Source organism: Streptomyces sp. NPDC046215, from assembly GCF_040646215.1.
In the GTDB taxonomy this organism is placed as follows: Bacteria; Actinomycetota; Actinomycetes; order Streptomycetales; family Streptomycetaceae; genus Streptomyces; species Streptomyces stramineus.
In genome coordinates, this window is sequence record NZ_JBEYZW010000084.1 from 1 (window position 1) to 23,749 (window position 23,749).

The 23,749-nt window shown below is 73.0% G+C and carries 21 protein-coding genes, 1 tRNA gene and 1 pseudogene; 14 read left to right on the forward strand and 9 right to left on the reverse strand.

Annotated features, from left to right (window positions below; genetic code table 11):
- The 3 genes from ABZ951_RS27460 to ABZ951_RS27470 form a co-directional block, all read left to right on the forward strand.
- A partial coding sequence (locus tag ABZ951_RS27460; protein ID WP_361280922.1) for a flavodoxin-dependent (E)-4-hydroxy-3-methylbut-2-enyl-diphosphate synthase occupies positions 1–273 on the forward strand: 273 nt, incomplete at its 5' end.
- A gap of 127 nt (positions 274–400) precedes the next feature.
- Positions 401–2,320 (forward strand): 1-deoxy-D-xylulose-5-phosphate synthase, encoded by a 1,920-nt coding sequence (gene dxs, locus ABZ951_RS27465; protein ID WP_344085841.1) that lies wholly within the window; start codon positions 401–403, stop codon positions 2,318–2,320.
- Positions 2,317–3,720 (forward strand): aspartate aminotransferase family protein, encoded by a 1,404-nt coding sequence (locus ABZ951_RS27470; RefSeq protein ID WP_344085844.1) that lies wholly within the window; start codon positions 2,317–2,319, stop codon positions 3,718–3,720. The genes dxs and ABZ951_RS27470 overlap by 4 nt, the downstream gene beginning before the upstream one ends.
- 253 nt (positions 3,721–3,973) lie before the next feature.
- Here the strand turns inward: ABZ951_RS27470 and ABZ951_RS27475 are convergent, their stop codons facing one another.
- The gene (locus ABZ951_RS27475) at positions 3,974–4,576 is read right to left on the reverse strand and encodes a hypothetical protein (RefSeq protein WP_361280925.1); all 603 of its coding nucleotides are present in this window, start codon (positions 4,574–4,576) and stop codon (positions 3,974–3,976) included.
- Between the two features lie 547 nt (positions 4,577–5,123).
- Complete coding sequence (locus ABZ951_RS27480) at positions 5,124–5,930, reverse strand: tyrosine-protein phosphatase (protein WP_344085850.1); 807 nt, start codon at positions 5,928–5,930, stop codon at positions 5,124–5,126.
- Between the two features lie 211 nt (positions 5,931–6,141).
- Here ABZ951_RS27480 and ABZ951_RS27485 point away from each other — a divergent pair, with 211 nt between their 5' ends.
- Positions 6,142–6,933, forward strand: coding sequence for an SGNH/GDSL hydrolase family protein (locus ABZ951_RS27485; RefSeq protein ID WP_344085853.1), 792 nt, complete (start codon positions 6,142–6,144; stop codon positions 6,931–6,933).
- A gap of 185 nt (positions 6,934–7,118) precedes the next feature.
- Here the strand turns inward: ABZ951_RS27485 and ABZ951_RS27490 are convergent, their stop codons facing one another.
- A complete protein-coding gene (locus ABZ951_RS27490) occupies positions 7,119–7,529 on the reverse strand; it encodes an ATP-binding protein (protein WP_344085856.1) in 411 nt (136 codons plus the stop codon).
- Between the two features lie 184 nt (positions 7,530–7,713).
- Here ABZ951_RS27490 and ABZ951_RS27495 point away from each other — a divergent pair, with 184 nt between their 5' ends.
- Genes ABZ951_RS27495 through ABZ951_RS27505 form a run of 3 tightly spaced genes read left to right on the forward strand, consistent with a single transcriptional unit; the run spans position 7,714 to position 9,677 of the window.
- Positions 7,714–8,580 carry a helix-turn-helix transcriptional regulator gene (locus ABZ951_RS27495; RefSeq protein WP_344085859.1) on the forward strand — a complete coding sequence of 289 codons (867 nt, stop codon included), beginning with the start codon at positions 7,714–7,716 and terminating at the stop codon, positions 8,578–8,580.
- 3 nt (positions 8,581–8,583) lie between these two features.
- Positions 8,584–8,841, forward strand: a complete 258-nt coding sequence (locus tag ABZ951_RS27500) for a DUF397 domain-containing protein (RefSeq protein WP_344085862.1) — start codon at positions 8,584–8,586, stop codon at positions 8,839–8,841.
- The gene (locus tag ABZ951_RS27505) at positions 8,838–9,677 is read left to right on the forward strand and encodes an SAM-dependent methyltransferase (protein WP_344085865.1); all 840 of its coding nucleotides are present in this window, start codon (positions 8,838–8,840) and stop codon (positions 9,675–9,677) included. The genes ABZ951_RS27500 and ABZ951_RS27505 overlap by 4 nt, the downstream gene beginning before the upstream one ends.
- A gap of 101 nt (positions 9,678–9,778) precedes the next feature.
- Here ABZ951_RS27505 and ABZ951_RS27510 read toward each other — a convergent pair whose 3' ends face one another.
- A complete protein-coding gene (locus tag ABZ951_RS27510) occupies positions 9,779–10,330 on the reverse strand; it encodes a carboxymuconolactone decarboxylase family protein (protein ID WP_344085868.1) in 552 nt (183 codons plus the stop codon).
- A gap of 131 nt (positions 10,331–10,461) precedes the next feature.
- On the opposite strand from ABZ951_RS27510, the gene ABZ951_RS27515 reads away from it, so the two are divergent.
- The 3 genes and pseudogenes from ABZ951_RS27515 to ABZ951_RS27525 all read left to right on the forward strand — a co-directional run.
- Positions 10,462–11,109: an alpha-ketoglutarate-dependent dioxygenase AlkB gene (locus tag ABZ951_RS27515; protein WP_344085871.1), complete on the forward strand. Its 648-nt coding sequence runs from the start codon at positions 10,462–10,464 to the stop codon at positions 11,107–11,109.
- Between the two features lie 568 nt (positions 11,110–11,677).
- The gene (locus ABZ951_RS27520) at positions 11,678–12,850 is read left to right on the forward strand and encodes an MBL fold metallo-hydrolase (protein WP_344085874.1); all 1,173 of its coding nucleotides are present in this window, start codon (positions 11,678–11,680) and stop codon (positions 12,848–12,850) included.
- Positions 12,851–13,214: 364 nt separating this feature from the next.
- Positions 13,215–13,307, forward strand: a pseudogene (locus ABZ951_RS27525) (chitosanase); the annotation flags it as partial.
- A gap of 77 nt (positions 13,308–13,384) precedes the next feature.
- Here the strand turns inward: ABZ951_RS27525 and ABZ951_RS27530 are convergent.
- Positions 13,385–16,639 carry an amidohydrolase family protein gene (locus ABZ951_RS27530; RefSeq protein WP_361280930.1) on the reverse strand — a complete coding sequence of 1,085 codons (3,255 nt, stop codon included), beginning with the start codon at positions 16,637–16,639 and terminating at the stop codon, positions 13,385–13,387.
- Between the two features lie 211 nt (positions 16,640–16,850).
- Here ABZ951_RS27530 and ABZ951_RS27535 point away from each other — a divergent pair, with 211 nt between their 5' ends.
- On the forward strand, positions 16,851–17,234 hold the full coding sequence (locus ABZ951_RS27535; RefSeq protein ID WP_344085880.1) for an MmcQ/YjbR family DNA-binding protein: 384 nt from the start codon (positions 16,851–16,853) through the stop codon (positions 17,232–17,234).
- A gap of 23 nt (positions 17,235–17,257) precedes the next feature.
- Here ABZ951_RS27535 and ABZ951_RS27540 read toward each other — a convergent pair whose 3' ends face one another.
- Together ABZ951_RS27540 and ABZ951_RS27545 are read right to left on the reverse strand one after the other, a co-directional pair.
- Positions 17,258–18,160, reverse strand: coding sequence for a transketolase (locus ABZ951_RS27540; protein ID WP_344085883.1), 903 nt, complete (start codon positions 18,158–18,160; stop codon positions 17,258–17,260).
- A 68-nt stretch (positions 18,161–18,228) separates the two neighbouring features.
- On the reverse strand, positions 18,229–18,954 hold the full coding sequence (locus ABZ951_RS27545) for a transketolase (RefSeq protein WP_344085886.1): 726 nt from the start codon (positions 18,952–18,954) through the stop codon (positions 18,229–18,231).
- 148 nt (positions 18,955–19,102) lie between these two features.
- On the opposite strand from ABZ951_RS27545, the gene ABZ951_RS27550 reads away from it, so the two are divergent.
- Positions 19,103–19,176 (forward strand) — tRNA-Pro (locus ABZ951_RS27550).
- A gap of 454 nt (positions 19,177–19,630) precedes the next feature.
- Entirely contained in the window at positions 19,631–20,140 is a 510-nt protein-coding gene (locus ABZ951_RS27555; protein WP_344085889.1) for a hypothetical protein, read from the forward strand.
- Positions 20,141–20,432: 292 nt separating this feature from the next.
- Here the strand turns inward: ABZ951_RS27555 and ABZ951_RS27560 are convergent, their stop codons facing one another.
- Together ABZ951_RS27560 and ABZ951_RS27565 are read right to left on the reverse strand one after the other, a co-directional pair.
- Positions 20,433–21,404 (reverse strand): quinone oxidoreductase, encoded by a 972-nt coding sequence (locus ABZ951_RS27560; protein WP_344085892.1) that lies wholly within the window; start codon positions 21,402–21,404, stop codon positions 20,433–20,435.
- A 33-nt stretch (positions 21,405–21,437) separates the two neighbouring features.
- Positions 21,438–22,862 carry an MFS transporter gene (locus ABZ951_RS27565; RefSeq protein WP_344085894.1) on the reverse strand — a complete coding sequence of 475 codons (1,425 nt, stop codon included), beginning with the start codon at positions 22,860–22,862 and terminating at the stop codon, positions 21,438–21,440.
- 196 nt (positions 22,863–23,058) lie between these two features.
- Here ABZ951_RS27565 and ABZ951_RS27570 point away from each other — a divergent pair, with 196 nt between their 5' ends.
- A complete protein-coding gene (locus ABZ951_RS27570) occupies positions 23,059–23,385 on the forward strand; it encodes a transcriptional regulator (RefSeq protein ID WP_344086122.1) in 327 nt (108 codons plus the stop codon).
- The last annotated feature ends 364 nt before the right edge of the window (positions 23,386–23,749 follow it).

A 23,749-nucleotide genomic window follows, 5' to 3' on the forward strand; every position in this document is an offset into this window, starting at 1 on the left:
GACCAGGTCAGCGCCGGTCTGGAGGGCATGGAGGTGCCGCTGCGCGTCGCCGTCATGGGCTGTGTCGTCAACGGCCCCGGCGAGGCCCGCGAGGCAGACCTGGGCGTTGCGTCCGGCAACGGCAAGGGCCAGATCTTCGTCAAGGGCGAGGTCATCAAGACCGTCCCCGAGTCGAAGATCGTGGAGACCCTCATCGAGGAGGCAATGACGATCGCCGAAGGGATGACGGCGGCCGGCGCCGGCCCCGGGACGCCCGACGTCACGGTGGGCTGACCGGCGGTCGGAGCGCAGTCGGGGGACAGCACGGCCGGCAGGAGCCGGCCGGATCCAACCCGCCCCGGCCCGCGGGTCGCCCCGAGGCGCCCGCCCGGGCCGGGCGAGAGACGAGGAGGGGGCCCGCGTGTCGTTGCTGGAGAACATCCGTGGACCGCACGACCTGAAGGCACTGGACGCACAGGACCTGCCCGAACTGGCCGAGGAGATCCGCCACTTCCTGGTGCACGCGGTCGCCAGGACCGGCGGCCACCTCGGGCCCAACCTCGGGGTGGTGGAGCTCACCATCGCCCTGCACCGCACCTTCGACTCCCCCGCCGACCGCGTCCTGTGGGACACCGGCCACCAGTCGTACGTGCACAAGCTGCTCACCGGCCGCCAGGACTTCTCCAAGCTGCGCGGCAAGGGCGGCCTCTCGGGCTACCCCTCGCGCGAGGAGTCCGAGCACGACGTCATCGAGAACAGCCACGCCTCCACCGTCCTGGGCTGGGCCGACGGCCTCGCCAAGGCCAATCAGGTGCTCGGCCGCTGGAACCGCCACGTCGTCGCCGTCATCGGTGACGGCGCGCTGACCGGCGGCATGGCCTGGGAGGCGCTGAACAACATAGCCGCGGCCAAGGACCGGCAGCTGATCGTCGTCGTCAACGACAACGAGCGCAGCTACGCGCCCACGACCGGCGGCCTCGCCGACCACCTGGCCACCCTGCGCACCACCGACGGCTACGAACGGGCCCTGAGCTGGGGCAAGGACGCCGTCCAGCGCGTCCCGCTGCTCGGCAGGACGCTCTACGAGTCCCTGCACGGCGCGAAGAAGGGCTTCAAGGACGCCTTCGCCCCCCAGGGCATGTTCGAGGACCTGGGCCTGAAGTACCTCGGCCCGATAGACGGCCACGACATCGAAGCCGTCGAGTCGGCGCTGCGGCGCGCCAAGCGCTTCCACGGCCCGGTGCTCGTGCACTGCCGCACGGAGAAGGGCCGCGGCTACCAGCCGGCGCTGGAGGACGACGCGGACCGCTTCCACACCGTCGGCGTCATGAATCCCCTCACCTGCGAGCCCCTGACCCCCGCCCCGGGCATGTCCTGGACGTCGGTGTTCGGCGACGAGCTGGCGAGGATCGGCGCCGAGCGGCCCGACGTGGTGGCCATCACGGCCGCGATGCTGCACCCCGTGGGCCTGACAAAGTTCGCCGACGCCTTTCCCGACCGCGTCTACGATGTGGGGATCGCCGAGCAGCACGGGGCGACGTCGGCGGCCGGCCTGGCGACGGGTGGTCTGCACCCGGTGTTCGCGGTGTACGCGACATTCCTGAACCGGGCGTTCGACCAGGTGCTGATGGACGTGGCGCTGCACAAGTGCGGGGTGACGTTCGTCCTGGACCGGGCGGGTGTCACCGGCACCGACGGTGCCTCGCACAACGGCATGTGGGACATGTCGATCCTCCAGGTCGTCCCCGGCCTGCGGATCGCCGCCCCCCGCGACGCCGACCAGCTCCGGGCGCAGCTGCGCGAGGCCGTCGACGTGGACGACGCGCCGACCGTCATCCGCTTCCCCAAGGAGACCGTGGGCGAGCCCCTCCCGGCCGTGGCCCGCGTCGGCGGCATGGACGTCCTCGCCCACCCCGAAACCGACGGCGCGCAGGTGCTGCTCGTGGCCGTCGGCGCCATGGCCCCGGTCTGCCTGGAGGCGGCCGACCTGCTCACCGCGCGCGGCACCTCCTGCACCGTCGTCGACCCCCGCTGGGTCAAGCCCGTCGACGAGGCGCTGCCCGCGCTCGCCGCGCGGCACTCCCTCGTCGCGGTGGTCGAGGACAACAGCCGCACCGGCGGCGTCGGCTGGGCGGTCGCGCAGGCGCTGCGCGACGCCGACGTGGACGTCATGGTGCGGACCTTCGGCATCCCGGAGCAGTTCCTGCCGCACGCCAAGCGCGGCGAGGTCCTGGCGGACCTGGGGCTGACCCCCGCGGAGATCGCCGGCCGGATCAGCGCCGCGCTGGCCCGTAAGGAGGCCGCGGCCGCCACCGCGGCCCGTAAGGAGAACGACGTATGACAGCGGACGACCCCGGCCCGGGGAAGGCGTTCGACCTCACCCGGCTCCTCGCGGAGCGCGGCGGTGAACGGTACGAGCTCCACACCCGGCACCTGAACCACCAGCTGCCCCGCATGCTGCACACCATCGGCTTCGACAAGGTCTACGAGAGGGCCGAGGGCGCGTACTTCTGGGACGCGGACGGCCAGGACTACCTCGACATGCTCGCCGGCTTCGGCGTGATGGGCCTCGGCCGCCACCACCCCGTGGTCCGCAAGGCGCTCCACGACGTCCTCGACGCGTCCCTCGCCGACCTCACCCGCTTCGACTGCCAGCCGCTGCCCGGCCTCCTCGCCGAAAAGCTGCTGTCGTTCACCCCGCACCTGGACCGGGTGTTCTTCGGCAACAGCGGCACCGAGGCGGTGGAGACCGCCCTGAAGTTCGCCCGCTACGCCACCGGCCGGCCCAGGATCCTGTACTGCGAGCACGCCTTCCACGGGCTGACCACCGGCTCGCTGTCCGTGAACGGCGAGGACGCCTTCCGGGACGGCTTCGCCCCCCTGCTGCCGGACACGGCGATCCCCCTCGGCGACCTCGACGCCCTGGAGCGGGAGCTCCGGCGCGGCGACGTGGCGGCCTTCGTCGTCGAACCCGTCCAGGGCAAGGGCGTGCACACGCCGCCGCCCGGCTTCCTGCTCCGGGCCCAGGAACTGCTGCGCCGCCACAAGGCGCTGCTGATCGCGGACGAGGTGCAGACCGGCATCGGGCGGACCGGCGACTTCTTCGCCTACCAGCACGAGACCGGGGTCGAGCCGGACCTGGTGTGCGTGGCCAAGGCGCTCTCCGGCGGCTACGTACCCGTCGGCGCGACCCTCGGCAAGGACTGGATCTTCAAGAAGGTCTACTCCTCCATGGACCGGGTCCTCGTCCACTCGGCCAGCTTCGGCTCCAACGCCCAGGCGATGGCGGCCGGCCTCGCGGTCCTCTCGGTCATGGAGGACGAGGAGGTCGTCGCCAATGCCCGGCACACCGGTGAGCTGCTGCGGAGCAGGCTGGCGGCGCTGGTGGGGAAGTACGAGCTGCTGCACGAGGTCCGCGGCCGGGGCCTCATGATCGGGATCGAGTTCGGCAAGCCGAAGTCGCTCGGCCTGCGCAGCCGCTGGGCGATGCTCCAGGCGGCCCGCAAGGGACTCTTCGCGCAGATGGTCGTGGTGCCGCTGCTGCGCAAGCACCGCATCCTCACCCAGGTCTCCGGCGATCACCTGGAGGTCATCAAGCTGATCCCGCCGCTGACCATCGGAGAGCGCGAGGTGGACCGCTTCGTGGACGCCTTCACCGCGGTCATGGACGACGCCCACGGCGGCGGCGGGGTGATGTGGGAGTTCGGCCGCACGCTGGTCAAACAGGTCCTGCAACCGTAATCAGGAAGAGCGAGACGGTCGTTGAGTTCGGGGCTGCCGGGGATAATCCGAGCGCGGTGCAGGGCCTGCGGCCGCACGGGCCGGTGTGCGTGCAGATCGCATACGACGAAAGCGCCCGGCTGAGAGATCTCAGCCGGGCGCTTGTCGGGGCCCGCACTCCGCCGGCTACCCGTCAGTGCGCAGTAGTCACAGGGTGCGTGGCTCCGGGCCGGTGCTTCTGTCCTCCCGGGGCGAACCGCTCACCGCCAGGTGTTCAGCAGGGGAGCGTGGTCTTGCCGGCAGCGCCGGTGGAGCCGGTGGTGCCGTCCGCGGTCGCCGTGGCGGCAGTGCCGTTGCCTCCAGGCTTGCCGGGGCACACCGGGCTGGCCGCGCCTCCGGCGCCGCCCTTGCCACCCGTGTGGCCACCCGTGACGACAGCTGCGCCGCCGTTGCCGCCCTTGCCACCGGCGATACCGGCGCCGGCGTCGCCGACACCGCCCACGCCGCCCTTGCCACCGGTGCCGCCGAGCTTGGCCTCTCCGCCGTAGCCGCCGTTGCCGCCGTTGCCGTTGGCACCGCCGGCACCGCCCGTGCCGCCGGCCCCGCCGACGCTCGCGGTGCCGGTGGCGTTGCCACCCGCACCTCCGGTGCCGCCGTTGCCGTTGGCACCCGCGGCGCCACCGGTGCCGCCAAGGCCGCCGATACCCCCGAGGGTTCCGACCCCGTTGGCGCCGTTGGCGCCGGGGGCCCCGGCAGCGGTGCGGGTTTGGGCACCGCCCGTACCGGGTTGGGCGGAGGCGAGGACGGGAGTAAGGGCGAGGCCGGCCACGGCGATCGCCGCAACCAAGAAGGTTCGTGCAGTGTCCGTGGTGCGCATGGTGCGCATGGTGCACTTCCTTCGGTTTGTGCAGGTGGAGAGATTCTCCGCCTGACAACTCTCAACGTAGGGGAGCGCGATGCGCCAACGCAATCTAAAGGATGAACAAATGCATTTAAATAGGTTGAATCATGCGAACTTTGGCGGAAAAGTCCAAGCTTTCTATCCGTTATCCATGGTGCCATGCCTTCTGGCGCCCGGCAGGATCGTGTAAGCCGTCGCAGTGGAGGACCCGACGGGCCGACGTGCTTGCTGCGGCGATCGCCGGCCCGTCGGCGCCACTGTTTTAAGAAGCCGGATACGCGAAATACGTCCGCCTGCCGATCCATGGCGAGCTCGTATTCGGCTTACCGCGCGAACGTGCGGCAGAGCCGGCCGAGAGGGCAGGTCGAATGATGGAAATGACCATCAAGAGCCTGCTCATTCCTATGGACGCCGAAATCGGTGACCTGCCTAAGTCGATTCGGCCTGACGCTGGTCAAACAGGCCGTGGCCGGGCGCTGAGGCCCCGGGCGGGGGCCGGCCGGCCCCCGCCCGCTCGGTGGTCTCAGGCCGTGAGCAGCCGCTCCCGCAGCCGGTCGCGGGTCAGCGGCGTGAGGGCGAGGCCCTCGGCGAGGTAGCGCTCGGGCGTGCCCCAGAACTCCTCGATGGCCGCGAAGGCCGCGTCGAGGTACGAGGCGCGCGCCTCGAACATGGGGGAGAGCAGCTCCGCGATCTCCCGGGCCTCCGGCTCCGCCGCCCCTTCGGCCCGCCGCATCCGGTAGCGGCGGTGCAGGGCGTTGGACTCCAGGTAGTCGGCCTCGATGACCTCGCGGGAGACACCCAGCGCGAGCAGGGTGACCGCGATGGACAGCCCCGCCCGGTCCTTGCCCGCGGCACAGTGCATCAGCGCGGGCACGCTGTCCTCGGCGAGGGCGTGCAGGATCCGGCTGTGCTCGGCGGTGCGGGTGGTGATGACCTCCCGGTAGGTCTCCTCCATCCGCTCCGCGCCCCGCGCCCCGGCCAGGACGGACCGCAGCTGCCCGAGGTCGCGCCGGCGCACCATCCGCCAGAACTCGGCGCCGTCGGCCGGGTCGTTGAGGGGGATGTTGATGTTGCGGACGCCGGTGAGGGTGATGTCCGGGCCGTCGAGCTCGATGTCGGCGGCGTTGCGGAAGTCGAAGACCGTGTGCAGGCGGAGCGAGTCGAGGAAGCGGGCGTCCTCCTCGGTCGCGTGGGCGAGGTGGCCGCTGCGGAAGAGGACGCCGGGCCGCACGCGTCGCCCGTCCGCGGCGGGCAGCCCGCCGAGGTCGCGGAAGTTGCGGACCCCTGCCAGCTCGGGCTCGGTGGACGGGACGTGCGGCGTCTGCGTCACGGGCGCTCCCAGGGTTCTGCTGTCGACGCCGGTCGTCGACGAATCGGCTGACTGACTTTACGACACCGGTTGTACGGCCGGAGAGGGCAGCCGGTCACCCCTGTCGACATATTCCGGTTGAGGTGACTTTGTTGGGGTGGGATACATCACTGCACGTCAACCCCTGGTTACGGTGGCGTAGGTCACTCCCTGAGGTGAAAGATGTACTGACGTGGCAGACGATTCGAATTCATTCAGCAAGGGCGCGATCGGGTCGTACGCAGCCGTCGGGGACAGCTTCACCGAAGGCGTCGGCGACCCGGGGCCGGGCGACACCTTCATCGGCTGGGCCGACCGACTGGCCGTACTCCTCTCCGACCAGCAGGCGGAGCACACCTTCCGGTACGCCAACCTCGCCGTCCGGGGCCGCCTCCTCGACCAGATCGTCGAGGAGCAGGTGCCGCGGGCCCAGGAGCTCGGCCCGGACCTGGTGACGTTCTGCGCCGGCGGCAATGACATCCTGCGGCCGGGCAGCGACCCGGACAACGTGGCGGAGCGCTATGAGGCGGCCGTCGCCGAGCTCACCGCCTCCGTCGGCACGGTGCTGCTGTGCACCGGCTTCGACACCCGCGGCATGCCCGTCCTGCGGCACCTGCGCGGCAAGATCGCGACGTACACCGCCCATGTCCGGGCCATCGCCGACCGGCACGACTGCCCGGTCCTCGACCTGTGGTCGCTGCGGTCGGTGCAGGACCGGCGGGCCTGGAGCGAGGACCGGCTCCACCTCTCGCCGGACGGGCACACCCGCGTCGCGCTGCGCGCCGCCCAGGTGCTCGGCCTGCGGGTGCCCGCCGACCCGGACCAGGCGTGGCCCGAGGAGGGGCAGCGCTCGCCCGCCGAGGTGCGCCGCGACAACATCCACTGGGCGCGCGAGCACCTGGTGCCGTGGATCGGCCGCCGCCTGCGCGGCGAGTCCTCGGGGGACCATGTGGAGCCCAAGCGGCCGGACTTGCTGCCGCTGTAGGCTTCAGGCTTTTCCTCACAGGGTGCGCCACTGCTGCGCGGCGGCGTCCTACGGGCGCCGGGCGGGCTGATGGTGGCTGAGCCCAGCCGGCACCAGCCCGGCCGGCGCCCGTAGGACGCGCCCGCAGGGCGCTCGCCGCCGCAGGCGGCCACGACGGCCCGCAGCCCGGCCCCCGGGCCCGGAGATCAGCGGCGGAGCCGGCCGTGCGGCAGCTCGGCCCAGACGACACGGCCACGGCCGCTGTCGTCGGGCCGGACCCCCCACGCCTCGGACAGCGCGCCGACCAGCAGCAGTCCGCGCCCGCTCTCCTCGTCCGCGCCGCTGCACCGCGCCCGGGGCTCCGTCGAGGTGTGCCCCTGATCGGCCACCTCTATCCGCAGCTTCGCGCCGCTCAGGCGCAGCTGACAGCTGACCTTCTCGCTGTCCGTGTGCCGCACGGCGTTGGTGAACAGCTCCGACACCACCAATTGGGCGTCGTCGCACGCCACTTCGTCGATGCCCCACTCCCGCAGCTGCGCGAGAACCCGTTTGCGCGCCTCCGCCACCGAGGTGTTGAGGGCCGGGAAGTGGAAGGCGTCCTGGAGACGCGCGGCCATGGAACTGCCGAAGCGCCCGAGCGAAGGTGCGTCATGGGAGGGGACCACTCCGCAACTATGTGCGATGTGACTCAGGTGTGGCAAGGTTCAATCTGTAAATTGCAGAATCGTCAGAGCAGTCTGTGAGCTCCAAGAGAGCCGTGGCACACTGCGGGCATATGACGGCAGTTGGAGGGGATCAACAGTGGCGGACGCGCGGCCGGCAGGCGCCCCGACCGTCCTGAGAGTCGTGCTCGGCAAGCGGCTGCAGGACCTCAGAGAGAAGGCCGGGCTCTCCTACGAGGACGCCGGCCGCGCCCTGGACGTCACCCACGCCACCGTCCGCAGAATGGAAAAGGCCGAAGTCGGCCTGAAGCTCCCCTATGTGGAGAAGCTGCTGCGCGTCTACGGCGTCACCGGCCCGGAAGAGGTCGAGGGCTTCCTCTCCCTCGCCCGCGAGGCCAACCGCCCCGGCTGGTGGCACCGCTTCCGCGACGTCCTGCCCGAGTGGTTCAGCGCCTTCGTGAGCCTGGAGGGGGAAGCCAACCTCATCCGCGCGTACGAGCCGCACTACATGCCCGGCCTGCTGCAGACCGAGGACTACGCGCGGGCCGTGCTCCGCGCCGGCATGCCGCACGCCCGCGCGGCCGACATCGACCGCGCGGTCACCGTCCGCCGGGAGCGCCAGGCGCTGCTCACCCGCGAGCAGGCACCGCTGCTGTGGGTGGTGATGGACGAGACCGTCCTGCGCCGGCCCATCGGCGGGCGGGACATCATGCGCGAGCAGATCTCCCACCTCATGGCCGCCACCGCCCTGCCCAACGTGCGGCTGCAGGTCATGCCGTTCGCCGCCGGGCCGCACCCGGCGATGTACGGACCGTTCCACATCTTCCGCTTCCCGCTGCCCGAGCTGCCGGACATCGCCTACGCCGAAAACCTCGTCGGAGCCTCGTACTTCGACCAGCGCGACGACGTGTCGGCCTTCCTGGAGGCGCTGGACCGGATGTGCGCGCAGGCCGCGCCGGCCCACACCACCGAGGCCCTCCTGGGTGGCATTCGTAAGGAGATCTGAACCATGGATCGCATCTACAACGGCATGCCCGCCACCGACCTCGGCACCGAGGGGTGGAGCAAGCCGTGGAGCGGCGGCAACGGGGGGAGCTGCGTCGAGGCCATGCGGCTGGGCGACGGCCGCGTCGCCCTGCGCCAGTCCACGGACCCGGAAGGGCCCGCGCTGATCTACACGCATCACGAAATCGAGAGCTTCATCAAGGGCGCGAAGGCCGGCGAAGCCGACTTCCTTCTCGCGGGAACGAGTGTGAGCTGCGAATGAACCACCAGGAGCAGGGCTTCACGGCCGACCAGATAGACACCGGCAGGCCCCACCCGGCCCGGATGTACGACTACTACCTCGGCGGCTGGGACAACTACGAGGTCGACCGGCAGGCCGCCGAGCACGTCATCGAGGTCCACCCCCAGGTGCGGCTGTCCGCCCGCGCCAACCGCGCCTTCCTGCGGCGCGCGGTACGGGACGTGGTGGGCGGCGGCATCCGGCAGATCATCGACATCGGCACGGGCATCCCCACCTCGCCGAACACCCACGAGGTGGCACGCGAGAGCGCCGAGGGCGTCCGCGTCGCCTACGTGGACAACGACCCGATCGTCGCCACCCACGCGGGGGCGAAGCTGACCAACACCGGCGACGCCGCCTTCGTCCTGGGGGACGTGCGGGAGCCGGCGGCGATCCTCGGCCACCCCGCGGTGCGCGAGCTGATCGACTTCACCGAGCCCGTGGCCCTGCTGCTCGTCGCCGTCCTCCACTTCGTCAAGGACGAGGAGGACCCGGCCGGTCTCGTGGCCGCCCTCGGCGACGCACTGGCCCCGGGCAGCGCCCTGGTGCTCTCCCACGCCACGGCCGAACCCTACGAGGGGTACGCGGACGGCTACACCGACGTCAAGGCCCGCGACAGCGTCCTCGGCGCGTACAAGAACGCCACCGCCGCCCTGAACCTGCGCGACCGCGCCGCCGTCGAGCCGCTCTTCGGCGACTTCGCCCTGGCGGACCCGGGCCTGGTCCGGGTGCCGCTGTGGCGCCCGGACGGTCCCGTGCCGAGCGCCGAGGAGCTGAGCAACACGATTTTTTACGGCGGGGTGGGGTACAAGTCGTAGCTTTGGCCGGCGGGTCTCTTTCGGCTGCGGCCGTTGCTGCCGCGTCCTCAAGCGCCGGACGGGCTAGTCAGCCCGTCCGGGGGCGCCCCTGGGCCAGGCCCCTAGGGACGCGGGACCTCGCAGCTGTCCTTGAAGCCCTGGCTGGTCAGCCCGAGCGCCGCGTTGGTCCGCGAGCGGAGGTTCTCCACCGCGACCATCGCGGTCAGCTCGATGAACGCGGCGTCGTCCAGGTGCCGCCGCAACCGCTCGACCAGCTCGTCCTCCACGGTCGGCGGGGTGGCGGTCATGGCCTCGGCGTACTCCATGACGTCCCGCTCCAGCGGGGTGTAGGCGTCGCTCTCCCGCCACACCGGCACGTCGTGCAGCTTCCGGTGCGACATGCCGTGCCGGCGGTGCTCCCAGTAACCGAAGTCCATGCACCACGAGCAGCCGATGGACGCCGCCGACGCCATCACGGCCAGTGCCTTCAGCTGCGGGTCCAGCTTCTTCCACCGGCCGATCGCCATCTCGAACCGGGACGAGGCGATCAGCACCCGCCGGTGGTGGCCGTACGCCATCACCGGGTCGAGGACCTTGCCGAAAGCGCGCCGGGAGTACCACTGCACCAGCCGGATCAAGGGCGTGCGGTCGGGGGTGAGCGAGATACGGGCCATGGCGGTTGCCTCCGTCGTCCAGCGGGTCGGTTGCTTGTGCCGGTACGACGGGCGACACCCCCGCCCTTGTGACATCACCGGCGGACCGGGACGTGAGACCCCTGTCACAGGGCGGATCTAGGCTGGTCGGCATGGACGACCAGCTCTTCCCCCGGCCGCCGGCCGAGATCGCCCCCGGAGCGGTGCACGTCCCCGGCTGGCTCGACGCGGCCGCCCAGCGCCGCCTGCTCACCGCCTGCCGCGAGTGGGCCCGGCCCCCCGCCGGGCTGCGCACCGTGCGGATGCCCAGCGGCGGCGAGATGTCGGTGCGCACCGTCTGTCTCGGGTGGCACTGGTTCCCCTACGGCTACGCCCGCACCGTCGTGGACGGCGACGGCGCCCCCGTCAAACCCTTCCCCGCGTGGCTGGACGAGCTGGCCAAGGACGCGGTGGCGCGGGCCTACGGCGCCCCGGCGGGCCCGGATCCGTACGACATCGCCCTCGTGAACTTCTACGACCGCGACGCGAAGATGGGCATGCACCAGGACCGTGACGAGAAGTCCCCGGCACCCGTGGTCTCCCTCAGCCTGGGCGATACCTGCGTCTTCCGGTTCGGCAACATCACCGACCGCAACCGGCCCTGGACCGATGTCGAGCTGCGCAGCGGAGACCTCTTCGTCTTCGGCGGCCCCGCCCGCCTGGCCTTCCACGGCGTCCCCCGCACCCGCCCGGACACGGCGCCGCCCGGCCTCGGCCTCACCGGCCGGCTGAACATCACCCTGCGGGTGAGCGGGCTGTGAGAGGGGTGCGGCAAGGGTGCGCCCCGGGCGCGTCAGCGGGGAGCCTCGGGCAGTAGCCGCCGCGAGAAGGCCCGGCCGGTCGTGGCCGTGCGGCTCCTGCCGTGGCCGGCCCACCGGCGGTGGCCTCCGGCGCCGCGCGGCCGGCCCTCCGCGGCCTGCCGCCCCCGGCCACCGGCTCCCGCCGGAACCGGCCCACCGGCGGTGGAGTCGACCGTCCATCGTCAGCGAACCGCCGCGGCGGCCGGACCGCCCCGGGCGCCGCCGGACGGCGAGCGGCGGAAAATCGCGTGCGTTCCGGCCCCCGGCCCTGCACAGTGGGGCACCGGCAGGGCGGCACGTCCGGCTGCCGCCGTCCGGGCTCGGATCACGGGGGTGAGCCCGGCCGGCGGCACGCGGAGTCCGCCGGGGCGTGGAGTTCACCGGCACGCGGAGTTCGCCGGGGCGCGATGTGCCCGTGGGCCGGGGGCCACCGCGCGCCCTCCGGCACGGGGCAGATAATGGCCTGACCCGCCTTCCCCCATGGCGTCAGCGGCATGGGGGCGCCCCTGCCGCCCCACCTGGAGGTGCCGTGACCGGCTTCCGCCCGACCAGCTCACCACTCGACGCACTCCGCCCCCAGGCGTTCGGGGCGGATCCGTCCGGGGAGCGGATGGCGCGCATCCGTCGGTCGCCGCACTACGCCGACGGTGTCTTCACCAACCCCGTGGCCGCCGAGCAGGCCCCCGCCGGCTCCCTGCTGAAGTTCCTCCCCACCTACTTCCGCAAGGAGGAGCGGGCCCGCCGCACCCCGGCCGGCACCGTCCCCGTCCACCCCACGACCATCGCCGACCTCGCCGTCCCCGCGGCCTCGGGGCTGCGGCTGACGTGGATGGGGCACTCCACCGTGCTCGCCGAGATCGACGGCCACCGCGTCCTCTTCGACCCGGTGTGGTCGCGGCGCTGCTCCCCCTTCGTCTTCGCGGGCCCCGGCCGGCTCCACCCGGTGCCCGTGCCCCTGGCCGAGGTCGGCCGGATCGACGCCGTGGTCATCTCCCACGACCACTACGACCACCTGGACATGCCCACGATCAAGGCCCTGGCCCGCACGGGCACGCATTTCGTCGTGCCGCTGGGCGTCGGCGCCCACCTCGAGTACTGGGGCGTGCCGGCGCACCGGATGACCGAGCTGGACTGGCACGAGTCGACCGGAATCGGCGGCCTCACCCTCACCGCGACCCCCGCCCGCCACTTCTGCGGCCGGGCGCTCCGCAACACCCAGCACACCCTGTGGGCCTCCTGGGTGGTCGCAGGCCCCACGCACCGCGTCTTCCACAGCGGTGACACCGGCTACTTCCCCGGCTTCGCGGACATCGGCGCCCAGTACGGGCCGTTCGACGCCACCATGGTGCAAATCGGTGCGTACAGCGAATTCTGGCCCGATATTCACATGCGGCCGGAGGAGGGCATGCAGGCCCACCTCGACCTCCAGGGAGACGCCGCGCGGGGCGTGCTGCTGCCCATCCACTGGGGCACCTTCAACCTCGCCCCGCACTCCTGGGAGGAGCCGGTCGAGGGCACGGTCGCCGCGGGCCGGCAGCGCGGCGCGCGGGTGGCGACGCCCAAGCCGGGCCAGCCCTTCGAGCCCTCGGGCGAGCTGCCGCTCGACCCGTGGTGGCGTGCTGTCGCGGCGGGCGGGACGCCCGCCCGCACCGGCGCGGACCCCGAGCTGCCGAGCCGCGCGGAGGCCACCGTCCGGGTGTAGCGGGAAGGCCGGCGACAGCGGTCGGGGCAGGCGGCGCGGGAGTGGCGCATTCTCGTACAGGGCTCCGGTACCGCCCTTGTGGCGGAAGCGGCGGCCCGCTTCAATGCCCGCCATTGATCAGGAAACCTTCCTATCAGCCGATCGGGAACGGAGCGCCGCCGCCTGTCCCCGCGCACCTCGAAGAAGAACACCCGCATCGCCCTGACCGCCCTGGCCTTCGTCGCCCCACGCTCACCCTCGCCGGGGCCGGCGAGGCCGCCGCCTCACTCGCCGCCACCCCCGGCGCCGCCACCCCCGGCGCCGCCACCGCCCCGGCCACCGAGCGGATACGGGCGGCGGCCGGCCTGGAGGACCCGCACCAGCCGCCCAGCGGGTCTTCCTCGACAGCGGCAACTGCGACCTCCGGCCGCCGCTGAAGTGGAAGGTCTACGGCGACTCCTCCCGGATCGACGAGTAAATCGACGAGTGAGCCGCACGCCGTCGGCCCGCCCGTGGCCTTCCCCGGCCGGGAGGGCGCACGGGCGGGCACTGCCGTCAGCGGGACGACAGCTGATCCATGTCGCAGCAGGAGTCACGCCGCAACTGGCGCCCGACCCCCAGCCAGGCGCCGGGGGACCGCTCCGCGTGCCCCGCCGGGCCGCCCGCGCCGCCGTAGGCGCCGACCAGCTCCGCCTGCCGGTACGGCACCCCGCCCCGCAGCACCGCGTCCGTCCGCACGAGCGAGTCGAAGTCCGTGAACGGGTCGCCGTCCACCACCGTCATGTCCGCGAGCTTGCCGACCTCCAGCGTCCCCAGGTCCCGTTCCGCGCCGAGCGCCCGCGCCGGCAGCACCGTCGCGGTGCGCAGCGCCTGGGCCGCCGACAGCCCGTAGCGGTGCAGGGCCCGCAGCCCCAAGTGCAGGGAGAGCCCGACGGGGACCAGCGGCGCGTCCGTCCCCAGGGCGACGACGCCCCCGCCCGCGAGAACCCTGCGGTAGACGCCGACTTCCCGTTCCAGAGTCGCCAGTTGATCGGCCGTCGGCCGGCTGGCGGCCGTCCGGCGCACGAGCGCCACGTCCCACGGCGGCATCAGCGCCGTGACCCGCGGGTCCTCCGCCAGCGCCGGGGCGTCACCCAGCAGCGGCACCGAGGTGAACATCGTCGCGAAGAGGTGGAAGTCCGTGGCGGTGTAAATCTCCTCCACGTCCTGGTAGGCGCGGCCCGTCGCCGACGTGGCGTGCCCGAACTCCAGCCGCTGCGTCGCCTGTAGGTGGGTCGTCAGGTCCTGACCCAGCTGGACGCCCGGCGAACAGAGGTGGCTGCCGGCCCGGACGCCCAGCCGCTCGTGCGCGAACCGCGCCGACTCCTCCATCACCCAGCCCGGCGCCCGCACGTACGTCTTGACGAAGTCCCAGTCCAGGGCGGTGGCCCGCGCCAGCGACCGGCGCAGCCCCTCCCGGGTGCGGTGCGCGCGCCCCATGCTGTACGCGACGCGCGCCCCGTCCAGCAGCTCGCCGGTCGAGATCAGCCGCGGCCCGGCCAGAGCCCCCGCCGCGACGGCCTCCCGGATGCGCGCCTGCTCGTAGGCGAACCCGCCGAACGAGACCGCCGTGGTGATCCCGTAGGCCAGTTGCAGGACGGTCTGCCGGCCGCCGTAGGTGTTCTGGTACGGGTGGGTGTGGGCGTCCCAGAGCCCGGGGATCACCGTGCGCTCCGAGGCGTCGACGCGCCGCCCGGCCGCCCGCCCGGACCGGTGCGGTGCGACGGCGGCGATCCGCCCGCCCCGGACGAGGAGGTCGACGTCCTCGCGCACCGTCTCGCCCGTGCCGTCCCAGAACCTCCCGGCGTGCACGATGGTGTCGGCCGGCACCGGCCGCCGGTAGTCGAGCGGGACGCGCACCGTACGGGCCGCCCCGCCGGCCGTGTCCAGCAACCGCAGCCGCCCGGCCGAGAGGTAGAGGAGGTGGCGGGAGTCCGCGGACCAGGAGGGGTGGTCGGCCGGCTCGTCACCGAGGAGGCGCATCTCGCCGTCCGGGGTGCCGTCGGGGCGGACGGGCAGCAGCCACAGCGCGGACTCGCAGATCAGCGCCATATGGCGGCCGTCGGGGGACCAGACCGGGCCCGAGTCGTAGCGGTCGGAGATCGACGCGTGCGGGGCGACGGCGTGCAGCCGGGAAGCGCCGCCGGCCGTGTCGACGACCCGGATGAGGTTGTAGCCCTCACGGAACCGCTGGTTCAGCCGGTTCCTGTCGCACAGGGCGACGAAGCGCCCGTCGGGCGACCAGCTCGGTCTGCCCGGCAGGCCGCCCCCGCCCAGCGGCGCCGCCAGGACCCGGTCGGTGCCGGCGCCGAGATCGCGCACCAGGAGGTTCCCCGACAGGTCCAGACAGGCCAGCCGCTTCCCGTCGGGCGACAGCGCCGGATACATGCGGCCGCCGTCGGCCAGGACCGACTCCCGGCCGGAGGCGAGGTCGATCCGGTGGACGGCGTGCAGGCCGTCCCGGTCACCGGCGTAGACCAGCGCCTCGCCGTCGCGCGTCCAGGACGGACTGAGCAGGTAGCGGGTGGGGCCGGAGGCGACTACCCGGCGCGGCCGACCGCCCGCGACGTCCGCCACCCAGAGGGAGTTGAGCGCCGCGAACGCCACGCGCCGGGCGTCGGGGGAGAGGGCCGGCAGGTGCAGCGCGCGGACCTTGTGGACCCCGCCGCCGTCGAGGTCGAACCGCTTGCCGCGGTAGCGCGGCCGCTCCAGGGGCAGCCGGGCGGTGAAGGGAATGGTCGCGGCGACGGCGGCCGGCGCCTCGGCACCCGCGCGCGCCGCCCGGCCGGGGCGGACGATCGAAAACTGCCCGCTCACGGTGAGGAGCAGCTCGTCCCGCGACACCCACCGCGGCGGGACGGGCTCCACGTCCCCCTCGACCGCCACCGCCGTGCCGTCCACGACGAGCGTGCAGGACGCGGCGGGCGCGGGCGTCGTCCGCAGGTAGGCCAGGCGGCCGGCCGGGGACACCGCCGGCGTCATCACTTGCGCGACGGCCACCTCGCTGTGCTCCACGCGCACCGGCCCCCGCCCGTCGGACGGGACGGACGCGACCGTACGGGCCTCCAGCGCCGTCCCCGCCACCCGGGCCCTGACGAACAGCAGCCGCTTGCCGTCCGGCGACCAGACGGGGTCGAAGTCCTCCCAGGCCCCGTCCTGAAAGGGGCCGTCCTGGCCGGTCAGCCCGGTGATCCGGGTGAGCGCGCCGCTGCGCGCGTCCACCACCCACACGCGGTACGGGCTGCCCGCCACCGGGTCGCCGCCGCGCTCGGAGGCGAAGGCGATCCGGGTGCCGTCGGGGGACCAGGCCGGCCCCCGGTCGTCCCAGGGCCCGTCGGTCAGCCTGCGCAGCCCGGAGCCGTCGGGCCGCAGCGTCCACAGGTGGAAACCGCCGCCGCGGTAGGCGCAGACGGCGAGCTGCCGGCCGTCGGGGGAGTGGACGGGGCGCGTGGGTTCGAGGTCGGGGGGCGTGATCGCGACGGCGTCGCCACCCCGGCGGGGGAGGGACCACAGGACGTTCTGCACCTCGGCGACGATCCGGTCGCCGGCGGGGGCGAGGCTGGCGGCACCGTTGGTGGCGCCGGTGAAGGACAGCGTCGTGCGGGCGGTGCGCGGGGCGGCGGCCGCCGCGGCCGACGGGAGGGCGGTGGCGAGGGGGGCCACCCCGGCGACGGCGGCGGTCCCGGCCGCCGCCGTCAGGAGCGTGCGCCGGGAGAGGGAGGAGCGCGGGTCCGGCGGGGCCGGGGCGGGGGTGGCGTCGGGAGTGTCCAACTGTCCTCCTGCGGCAGGGGAGTTGCGTGCGGCACGAGCGGAAATCGGGACGCTCGATGGTCGCACGCCGCGCCGGCCGTGGGTCAACACCGCGCCGGGCCGGACGGCGATTGTCGGTGGCGGGCGCTACGGTCGTCGTACCGGCCGCGCTCCGGCCGGGTGGGCGACAGGGGCTCCGGCCCGGTGGACGGCGTGGTGAAAGGAGAGGGCCATGGTCACGGCCGAAGACGTCCGCGCGGTCGCGCTCTCCCTGCCGGAGACGTCGGAGAAGCTCGCCTGGGGACAGCCGACGTTCCGCGTCGGCGGCCCGAGCGGCTCCGGCGGGCGGATCTTCGCCGCACTGGCGGACGACGACGCTTCGATGGGGGTGAAGTGCCCCGAGGAGGAGCGGGCGGAGCTGATCGCGACGGAGCCGGAGAAGTTCTTCCTCCGCCCGGGGCACGACGACACCTACGCCTGGCTGCGGGTGCGGCTCGCCGCGATCGAGGACACCGCGGAGCTGCGGGCGATCCTCCTGGACGCCTGGCGCCTGGCCGCACCCCGCACGATCGCGGACGCGCACCCCGAGCCGGGGGACGCGTCCGCGGAGGGCTGAGGAGGGGAGCTGAGGAGGGGACGTCAGCCGAGGAAGGCCGTGACGCGCTCGCGCAGCGAGCGCGGATCCAGGCCCAGCCCGGCCACGTACTCGTCGACGGATCCGTAACGCCGCAGCTCACGGCGGCCCACACCGAGCCCGAGCACCCGGTGCGGCAGGTCGGCCAGCGCGTCGTTGGCGGCGGCCGTGGAGGTGCCGGCCAGGTAGGGCTCGACCAGGACGACATCGGCGGTGGTCGCGCCGGCGGGGATCGCCGCCCGCAGGGAGGCGTCGTCGAAGGGCCGCACGGTCGTCGCGTAGAGCACGCTCACGTCGAGCCCCTCCACGGCCGCCAGGACGCTGTCGAGCATCGGTCCGACGGCGACGACCACCCCGCGGCGCCCTTCGCGCACGGCCAGGAAGCCGCCGCCGGTGACCGGCCGGGCGGCCGCGTTGGTCTGCACCGACAGCCGGACGTACACCTTGTCGTCCCCGGCGGCCGCCGCGTGCCGCAGCAGCGCCTCGGCCTCGTCGGGGTGGCCGGGCACGTGCATGGTCCAGCCGTCGAGGGTGTCGAGGAGCGCGATGTCGCCGGGTGACATATGGGTGTACCCGCCGGCCGGCCAGTCGTACGACCCGCCGGCGCTCACCAGCACACCGCCCGTGCCCTGGTGCCCGAAGTCCAGCTTGACCTGCTCGAAAGCCCGGTCCACCAGGAAGCTCGCGAAGGTGTGGACGAGGGGCCGCATCCCGGTCAGCGCCAGCCCGCCGCCGGTGCCGATGAGGAGCTGCTCGCGGATGCCCACGTTGATCACGCGGTCGGGGTGGGCCTCCTGGGCGGCGGCGAACCCGTCCGTGCCGATCTCGGCGAGGACGACCGCGAGGCGGGGATCGGAGTCGAGCAGCTGGGAGGCGGTGGAGGCGAAGCGCTCACGCATGGTGTCCACGAGAAAACCTTTCACATCAACAGGGCAAACTTGGGCAAACCTGGGCGAGTAATGCATCCGCTCCGGTGTCAGGCGTCCTTGGACTCGACCCGGGCGACCACGGCGTGGGGCCGCCCCGGATGCGGCGTGGTGAACGCCTCGTACAGGGCGTCGTGATCGCGCCCGTCCACGGTGGCGGTGGACCAGCCGGCGGCCTCGAAGCGGGAGGCGATGCCACCGGGCCGGCTGTGGGTGGCGGAGGCGTTGTCGATGACGAGCGTGTGCAGCGCGTCGAGTCCGACGGCCCCGGCGTAGGCGATGGCCTCGTGGTTGCTGCCCTCGTCCAGCTCCGCGTCACCGATCAGCACCCACACCCGGGCATCGCCCTCCCCTTGCGCCCGCAGCCCCAGCGCCGTCCCCACGGCGAGCGGCAGCCCGTGCCCGAGCGACCCGCTGCCGATCTCGGCCCCCGGCACGAGGGTCCGGTCCGGGTGGTGCCCGAGCGGCGAGTCGTAGGACCCGAACCCGCTCAGCCACGACTCGGGAAAGAAGCCCTTGGCGGCGAGCACGGCGTAGTACGCCATGGGCCCGTGCCCCTTGGACAGCAGAAACCGGTCCCGCCCGGGGGCGTCCGGCCGCTCCGGCGAAACGCGCAGCACCCGGTCGTAGAGCACCCAGAGCGCGTCGAGCGTCGAGGTCGCGGCCGGCCCGTGCTTCTCGTCGCCGGTCATGAGACTCATGAGTCCGGGCAGGTCGGCGAAGGTGCGGGTGGTGCGGGGCCGGGCGGACGTGACAGAAGTCGATGTAGGAGTCATGTAGATCAGCGTGCAACCTCAAGGCGACTTGAGGTCAAGCACCCGCCGAAAGATCCACACCCTCGAAAGCCGTGCACGGCCACCCGGTGAAGTGCGGTATTGTTCTCGTGCGCGGTCGGCCAGGGGAAAACCCGGGCCGGACAAGCACCGGGACGTGGCGCAGTTTGGTAGCGCACTTGACTGGGGGTCAAGGGGTCGTGGGTTCAAATCCCGCCGTCCCGACACGGTGAAACAGCCTCTGACCTGGGAGAAATCCCAGGTCAGAGGCTGTTTTGTGCTGTGGGGCGGGGGTGTGCCGGGTCGTGGGCGACGATCCGTGTCCGGCGCTCACGCGACAGGGCGTGGAGGGGGTGCCCGCGCCGTCCGTCCAGGTCGGGCCGGCATGGCGCAGGCCGGGCCGGTGCTGGTACGCGCGGTGGTCCGGTGAACAGGCGGGCGACGGGATCGCGGCCCCGGGGAAGAGCGCCCGCGGTTCTCCGGCCGGAGTCGTGCGCACGACGTCTGTCACGTTGCTGATCCACGCAACCGACGTGGCAGCGGGTAATCGCACCGGCATCCGGGCGGCTAGGTCGTACGAGGTAGTTCTGTGCGCTCGCGTATTCCTCCGGGCTTCGCATCAGTAGCTTGGTGCGTACATGCCCTCATGGGCGGCGTCGTCGGTTCGGGAGGAGCGTGCATGCGCAGATTTTCCGTTGTCGCGGCAGCAGTTGCAGGGGCGATCGGCCTGACTCTGGGAAACACCGCCGTCGCAGAGCAGCCGGCGGCACAGCCGACTGAGCGCTACCTGAACCTTCACCAGTGCGTCTACGTCGGCAGCGGCGGGCACTACACGAACGTGCTGCCGAACACGGCGAACACCGCCTTCAATACGGGCACGAACGCCTCCAATACGCCGGACACCGAGCTCTCCTGCGGCCCGGGCGGCGGGGGGTGGAGTCCGGCACTTGCGAACTCTGCGGTGAAGGCGTTCGACCTCACCGCCGGTCGGTACCTGAACGTGCACCAGTGCGTGTACTTCTCTGCCGGGCAGCACTACACAGCCGTGCTCCCGAACACCCCCAACGCCAACTTCAATACCGGCACCAACGCGTCGCTCACAGCCGACACCGCGCTGAACTGCCAGCCGGGCGGGGGAGGCTGGTCTCTTGACCGCCTCAACTCCGCCTATCGATCCTTGGGCAGTTGAGCCCGGGCTGATGAGATCGCCGGATGCCGCCGGTGATGCCGTGATGCCGGCGCATCCAGCCCCGGGGGTGCATCCGATCGGGAGCCGTAGCGAACGCCGGCGTTCGTCCTGACCAATGGGCGAGCCCACCGCCGCGGTGTCCGGCGACCGCACCGAACCCGGCGGTACCCGCCTCCTGGCCGGCAGCCCCGCGCCGCCGCGTCGGCCCGACCTGAACCGCCACCCGGACGTCCTCCGGTCCGCGCGGCTCCCACCGCGGGAAAGCGGGCGGCGTCGGGCCGACGCAGGGCCGCTACGGCTGAAGCAGGAGCTTGCCCGTGGTGCGGCGCTGCTGGAGGTCCCGGTGGGCCCGGGCCGCGTCCTCCAGGCGGTAGCGTCCGCCGACGGAGACGTCGATCCTGCCGTCGCGCAGCCAGGCGAACAGCTCCGCCGAGCGATCACGGAGTTCCTCAGGGTCGGTCGCATGGTCGTTAAGGGTGGGGCGGGTGAAGAACAGAGAGCCGTGAGAGGCGAGCAATCGGGGGTCAAAGGCGGGCACGGGGCCCGAGGCTTCGCCGAAGAGGACGAACGTGCCCCTCGGGCGGAGGGACGTCAGGCCGGCCTCGAACGTGTCGCGGCCCACCCCGTCGTAGACGACGTCGACACCGCGGCCGCCGGTCAGCTCGCGTACCCGCGCGGCGATGTCGGTGCCACCGGCGGTCACCACGGTCCGCCAGGCGCCGAGGTCCTGGACGGCCGCGGCCTTCGCCGGGGTGGAGACGGTGGCGACGACCTTGACGCCGCGGCGGGTGAGCAGCTGGGTCAGCAGGCGGCCGACCCCTCCGGCCGCCGCGTGGACCAGGGCGGTCCCGCCTTCGCCCACGGGGTGGGTGGAGGTGGTGAGGTAGTGGGCGGTCAGCCCCTGGAGCAGCAGGGCCGCCGCGTCCTCGTCCGTGACGTCCGCCGGCAGGGGGACGGCCGCCCGCTCGGGTACCACCACCTGCTCGGCGTAGCTGCCGGGGGCCGCGCACCAGGCGATGCGGTCGCCCGGCGCGAGGGTGGTCACGCCCTCGCCCACGGCCGTCACCGTGCCCGCTCCTTCGGAACCGGGGGTGAAGGGCGGGGCCGGCTTCGCGCGGCCTTCGCGCTCGTAGACGTCTTTGAAGTTGACGCCGATGACCGAGGGCCGGGCCACTACTTCGCCGGGCCCGGCCGTCGGGTCGGGCCGTTCGGCGATGGTGAGGACCTCGGGGCCTCCGTATGCGGTGACGACGATCGCGCGCATGATTCCTTCCCGGGCGGTGTGAGGGGGCGGGGGTCAGGGTCGGGCGGTCCGTGGTGTCCGGACGCCGGAAGACAGGGCCGCAGGTACGGCGGCGACGACGACCAGGAAACCGAGGGCCACAAGGGCGAGGCAGATCCGCAGTCCCGCCGGTCCCGGGGAACCGTCGAGCAGGACGCCGAAGAGAGCGATCGCCACCGCTCCACCGATCTGGCGCAGGGCGTTGAGCGCGCCGGAGGCCAGGCCCGAGCGGTCGGCGGGCACCGCGCCCAGGACCACGGCGGGCAGGCTCGGTCCCATCAGTCCCGCGCCGAGCCCGAGCAGGGCGCTGCCGCAGAAGAAGAGCCACCAGCCGGGCTGGCCGCCCAGCGGCAGCAGTGCGCAGGCGCCGGCCGCGGCGGCCAGCGCACCGCCGATCAACAGCGGACGCGGGCCGGTGCGGGTGACCGCGCGGGCCAGGACGAAGGAGGCGAAGGCCCACAGCGCGGCGAAGGGTACGAAGGACAGCCCCGCGCCGAGCGCGTCGAGACCCCAGGCGTTCTGCAGCCGTAGCGAGAGGGCGAACTGCGCGCCGTAGGCACCGAACTGGAACAGCGCGCCGATGGCCAGGCCGCAGGCGAACCGTGGCCGGACGAGCAGATCCAGGGGCAGCACGGGGGCCGCCGCACGGCGTTCGACCGCGACGAAGGCCGCGCCCGCGCCGAGCGTGATCCCCAGCAGCACCCAGGTGACGGTGTCGGTCCAGCCCCGTGCGCCCCCCTCGATCAGCGCGCCGATGCCGCAGCCGACGACCACGACGGCGAGCGTCTGCCCGGCCGGGTCGAGGGCCGCTTCCCGGGTGGCGGAGGGCGGCACCTGCCGCCTGGTCAGCCACCAGGCAAGCAGGCCGATGGGCACATTGATGAGGAAGACCGAACGCCACCCGGCAGTCGTGGTCAGCACTCCGCCGAGCACGGGGCCGAACACCAGGGCGAGGGAGCTGACCCCGCCCCAGACGGTGAGCGCCTTGGCCCGCCGGGCGGAGTCCGGGTACAGGCGGGCTATCACCGCCAGGGAGGCGGGCAGCAGTCCGCCGGCGGTAATGCCCTGGAGCACCCGGGCGGTGACCAGGGAGCCCAGGTCCGGGCTCGCCGCGCACGCGGCCGAGGTCACCACGAAGCCCAGCAGGGAAACCCCGAACACCCGCCGCGCGCCCCAGCGGTCGCTGACCGCGCCACCGCTGAGCAGGAAGGCGGCCAGGGTGATGGTGTAGCCGTTGAGGAGCCACTCCAGGCCGGCCAGGCTTCCGGCGAGGTCCTCACGGACGGCGGGGAGCGCGACGTTGAGGGCGCTGCTGTCCATGAGGACCATGAAGAAGCCGAGGCAGACGGCGAAGAGGGCGAGCGGACCGGGCCGGGGAGCGGTGCCCGGGGAAACGTCCCCGGCGGCCATGTCCTGGCGGGACGGCGAGCGGCCGGGCATGACACACCACCGTGCTTCCTGGGACGTCTAAAGTGTTTGATGGAGGTCGATCACCATGAATGTAAGCCCCGAGTCGAACACTTCGTCAAGCCCCCCTGGCCGCCCGGCGGATGAGGGCCGCGTCCCGGCCGGCGAATACGGGGCGGGGCCGCGGCACGGTGAGGAGCCGGCGTCCGGCGCGGGGCGCGTTCCGTCGCTGCGGGCGCGGAACCTCTCGCACGTCCATCCCGCCGACGTGACCTTGAGCGACGCGCTCACGGCCCTCGCCGATCCCGTGCGGCGCGCCATCGTCAAGGAGCTCGCGGGCGGGCCCGACTGGGCCCGGGCCTGCGGCACGTTCGAGCTGCCGGTCACCAAGGCGACGCGCAGCCACCACTTCGCGGTGCTGCGCCAGGCCGGCGTCATCGAGCAGCGCGACGCGGGTTCACGCCGGCTGAACCGGCTGCGCAGGCCGGAGTTCGACGCGGCGTTCCCGGGCCTGCTGGACCTGGTCCTGAGCGAGGACTCCCCCCGCGGCGCATGAGGGCACCCGGGAGCGAAGGGCGCTACGGGATTTCTCCCGCGCCCCGGCTTCATGGGGGAATTCCGGGACCGGTGCATTCTTGGGGAAAGAGCGGAAAAGGCACTGCTGTGGCGGGATGTGATCCGGCCGGGACAGGGCGCCGCCGCGCAGCCGTGCCGCTCTTGCCGCAGCGATCGGACAGTACATGTCGCATGGCCCCCAAAGGGGTGGTGAGCGGTCTTCGTAATGCGCCGGGGAAGTCCGTTCCCGGAGGATTTGGTCCGGCCCGTTGAGCATGCGGCCCGGTCGCGTCACGTGGGTGCGCCGCGGCCGCCGTTTCCTGTTTTTTCGACGTTGCCCTGCGTGTACGCCGATCGACCTGCTG

Bases quoted from the DNA above. Each gene is read 5' to 3' on its own strand.
- ABZ951_RS27565 (WP_344085894.1), bottom strand. From the start codon at position 22,862: ATGCCCGGCCGCTCGCCGTCCCGCCAGGACATGGCCGCCGGGGACGTT.
- ABZ951_RS27510 (WP_344085868.1), bottom strand. From the start codon at position 10,330: ATGGCCCGTATCTCGCTCACCCCCGACCGCACGCCCTTGATCCGGCTG.
- ABZ951_RS27505 (WP_344085865.1), top strand. From the start codon at position 8,838: ATGAACCACCAGGAGCAGGGCTTCACGGCCGACCAGATAGACACCGGC.
- ABZ951_RS27515 (WP_344085871.1), top strand. From the start codon at position 10,462: ATGGACGACCAGCTCTTCCCCCGGCCGCCGGCCGAGATCGCCCCCGGA.
- ABZ951_RS27555 (WP_344085889.1), top strand. From the start codon at position 19,631: ATGCGCAGATTTTCCGTTGTCGCGGCAGCAGTTGCAGGGGCGATCGGC.
- ABZ951_RS27470 (WP_344085844.1), top strand. From the start codon at position 2,317: ATGACAGCGGACGACCCCGGCCCGGGGAAGGCGTTCGACCTCACCCGG.
- ABZ951_RS27545 (WP_344085886.1), bottom strand. From the start codon at position 18,954: ATGACTCCTACATCGACTTCTGTCACGTCCGCCCGGCCCCGCACCACC.
- ABZ951_RS27535 (WP_344085880.1), top strand. From the start codon at position 16,851: ATGGTCACGGCCGAAGACGTCCGCGCGGTCGCGCTCTCCCTGCCGGAG.
- ABZ951_RS27560 (WP_344085892.1), bottom strand. From the start codon at position 21,404: ATGCGCGCGATCGTCGTCACCGCATACGGAGGCCCCGAGGTCCTCACC.
- ABZ951_RS27475 (WP_361280925.1), bottom strand. From the start codon at position 4,576: ATGCGCACCACGGACACTGCACGAACCTTCTTGGTTGCGGCGATCGCC.
- ABZ951_RS27500 (WP_344085862.1), top strand. From the start codon at position 8,584: ATGGATCGCATCTACAACGGCATGCCCGCCACCGACCTCGGCACCGAG.
- ABZ951_RS27490 (WP_344085856.1), bottom strand. From the start codon at position 7,529: ATGGCCGCGCGTCTCCAGGACGCCTTCCACTTCCCGGCCCTCAACACC.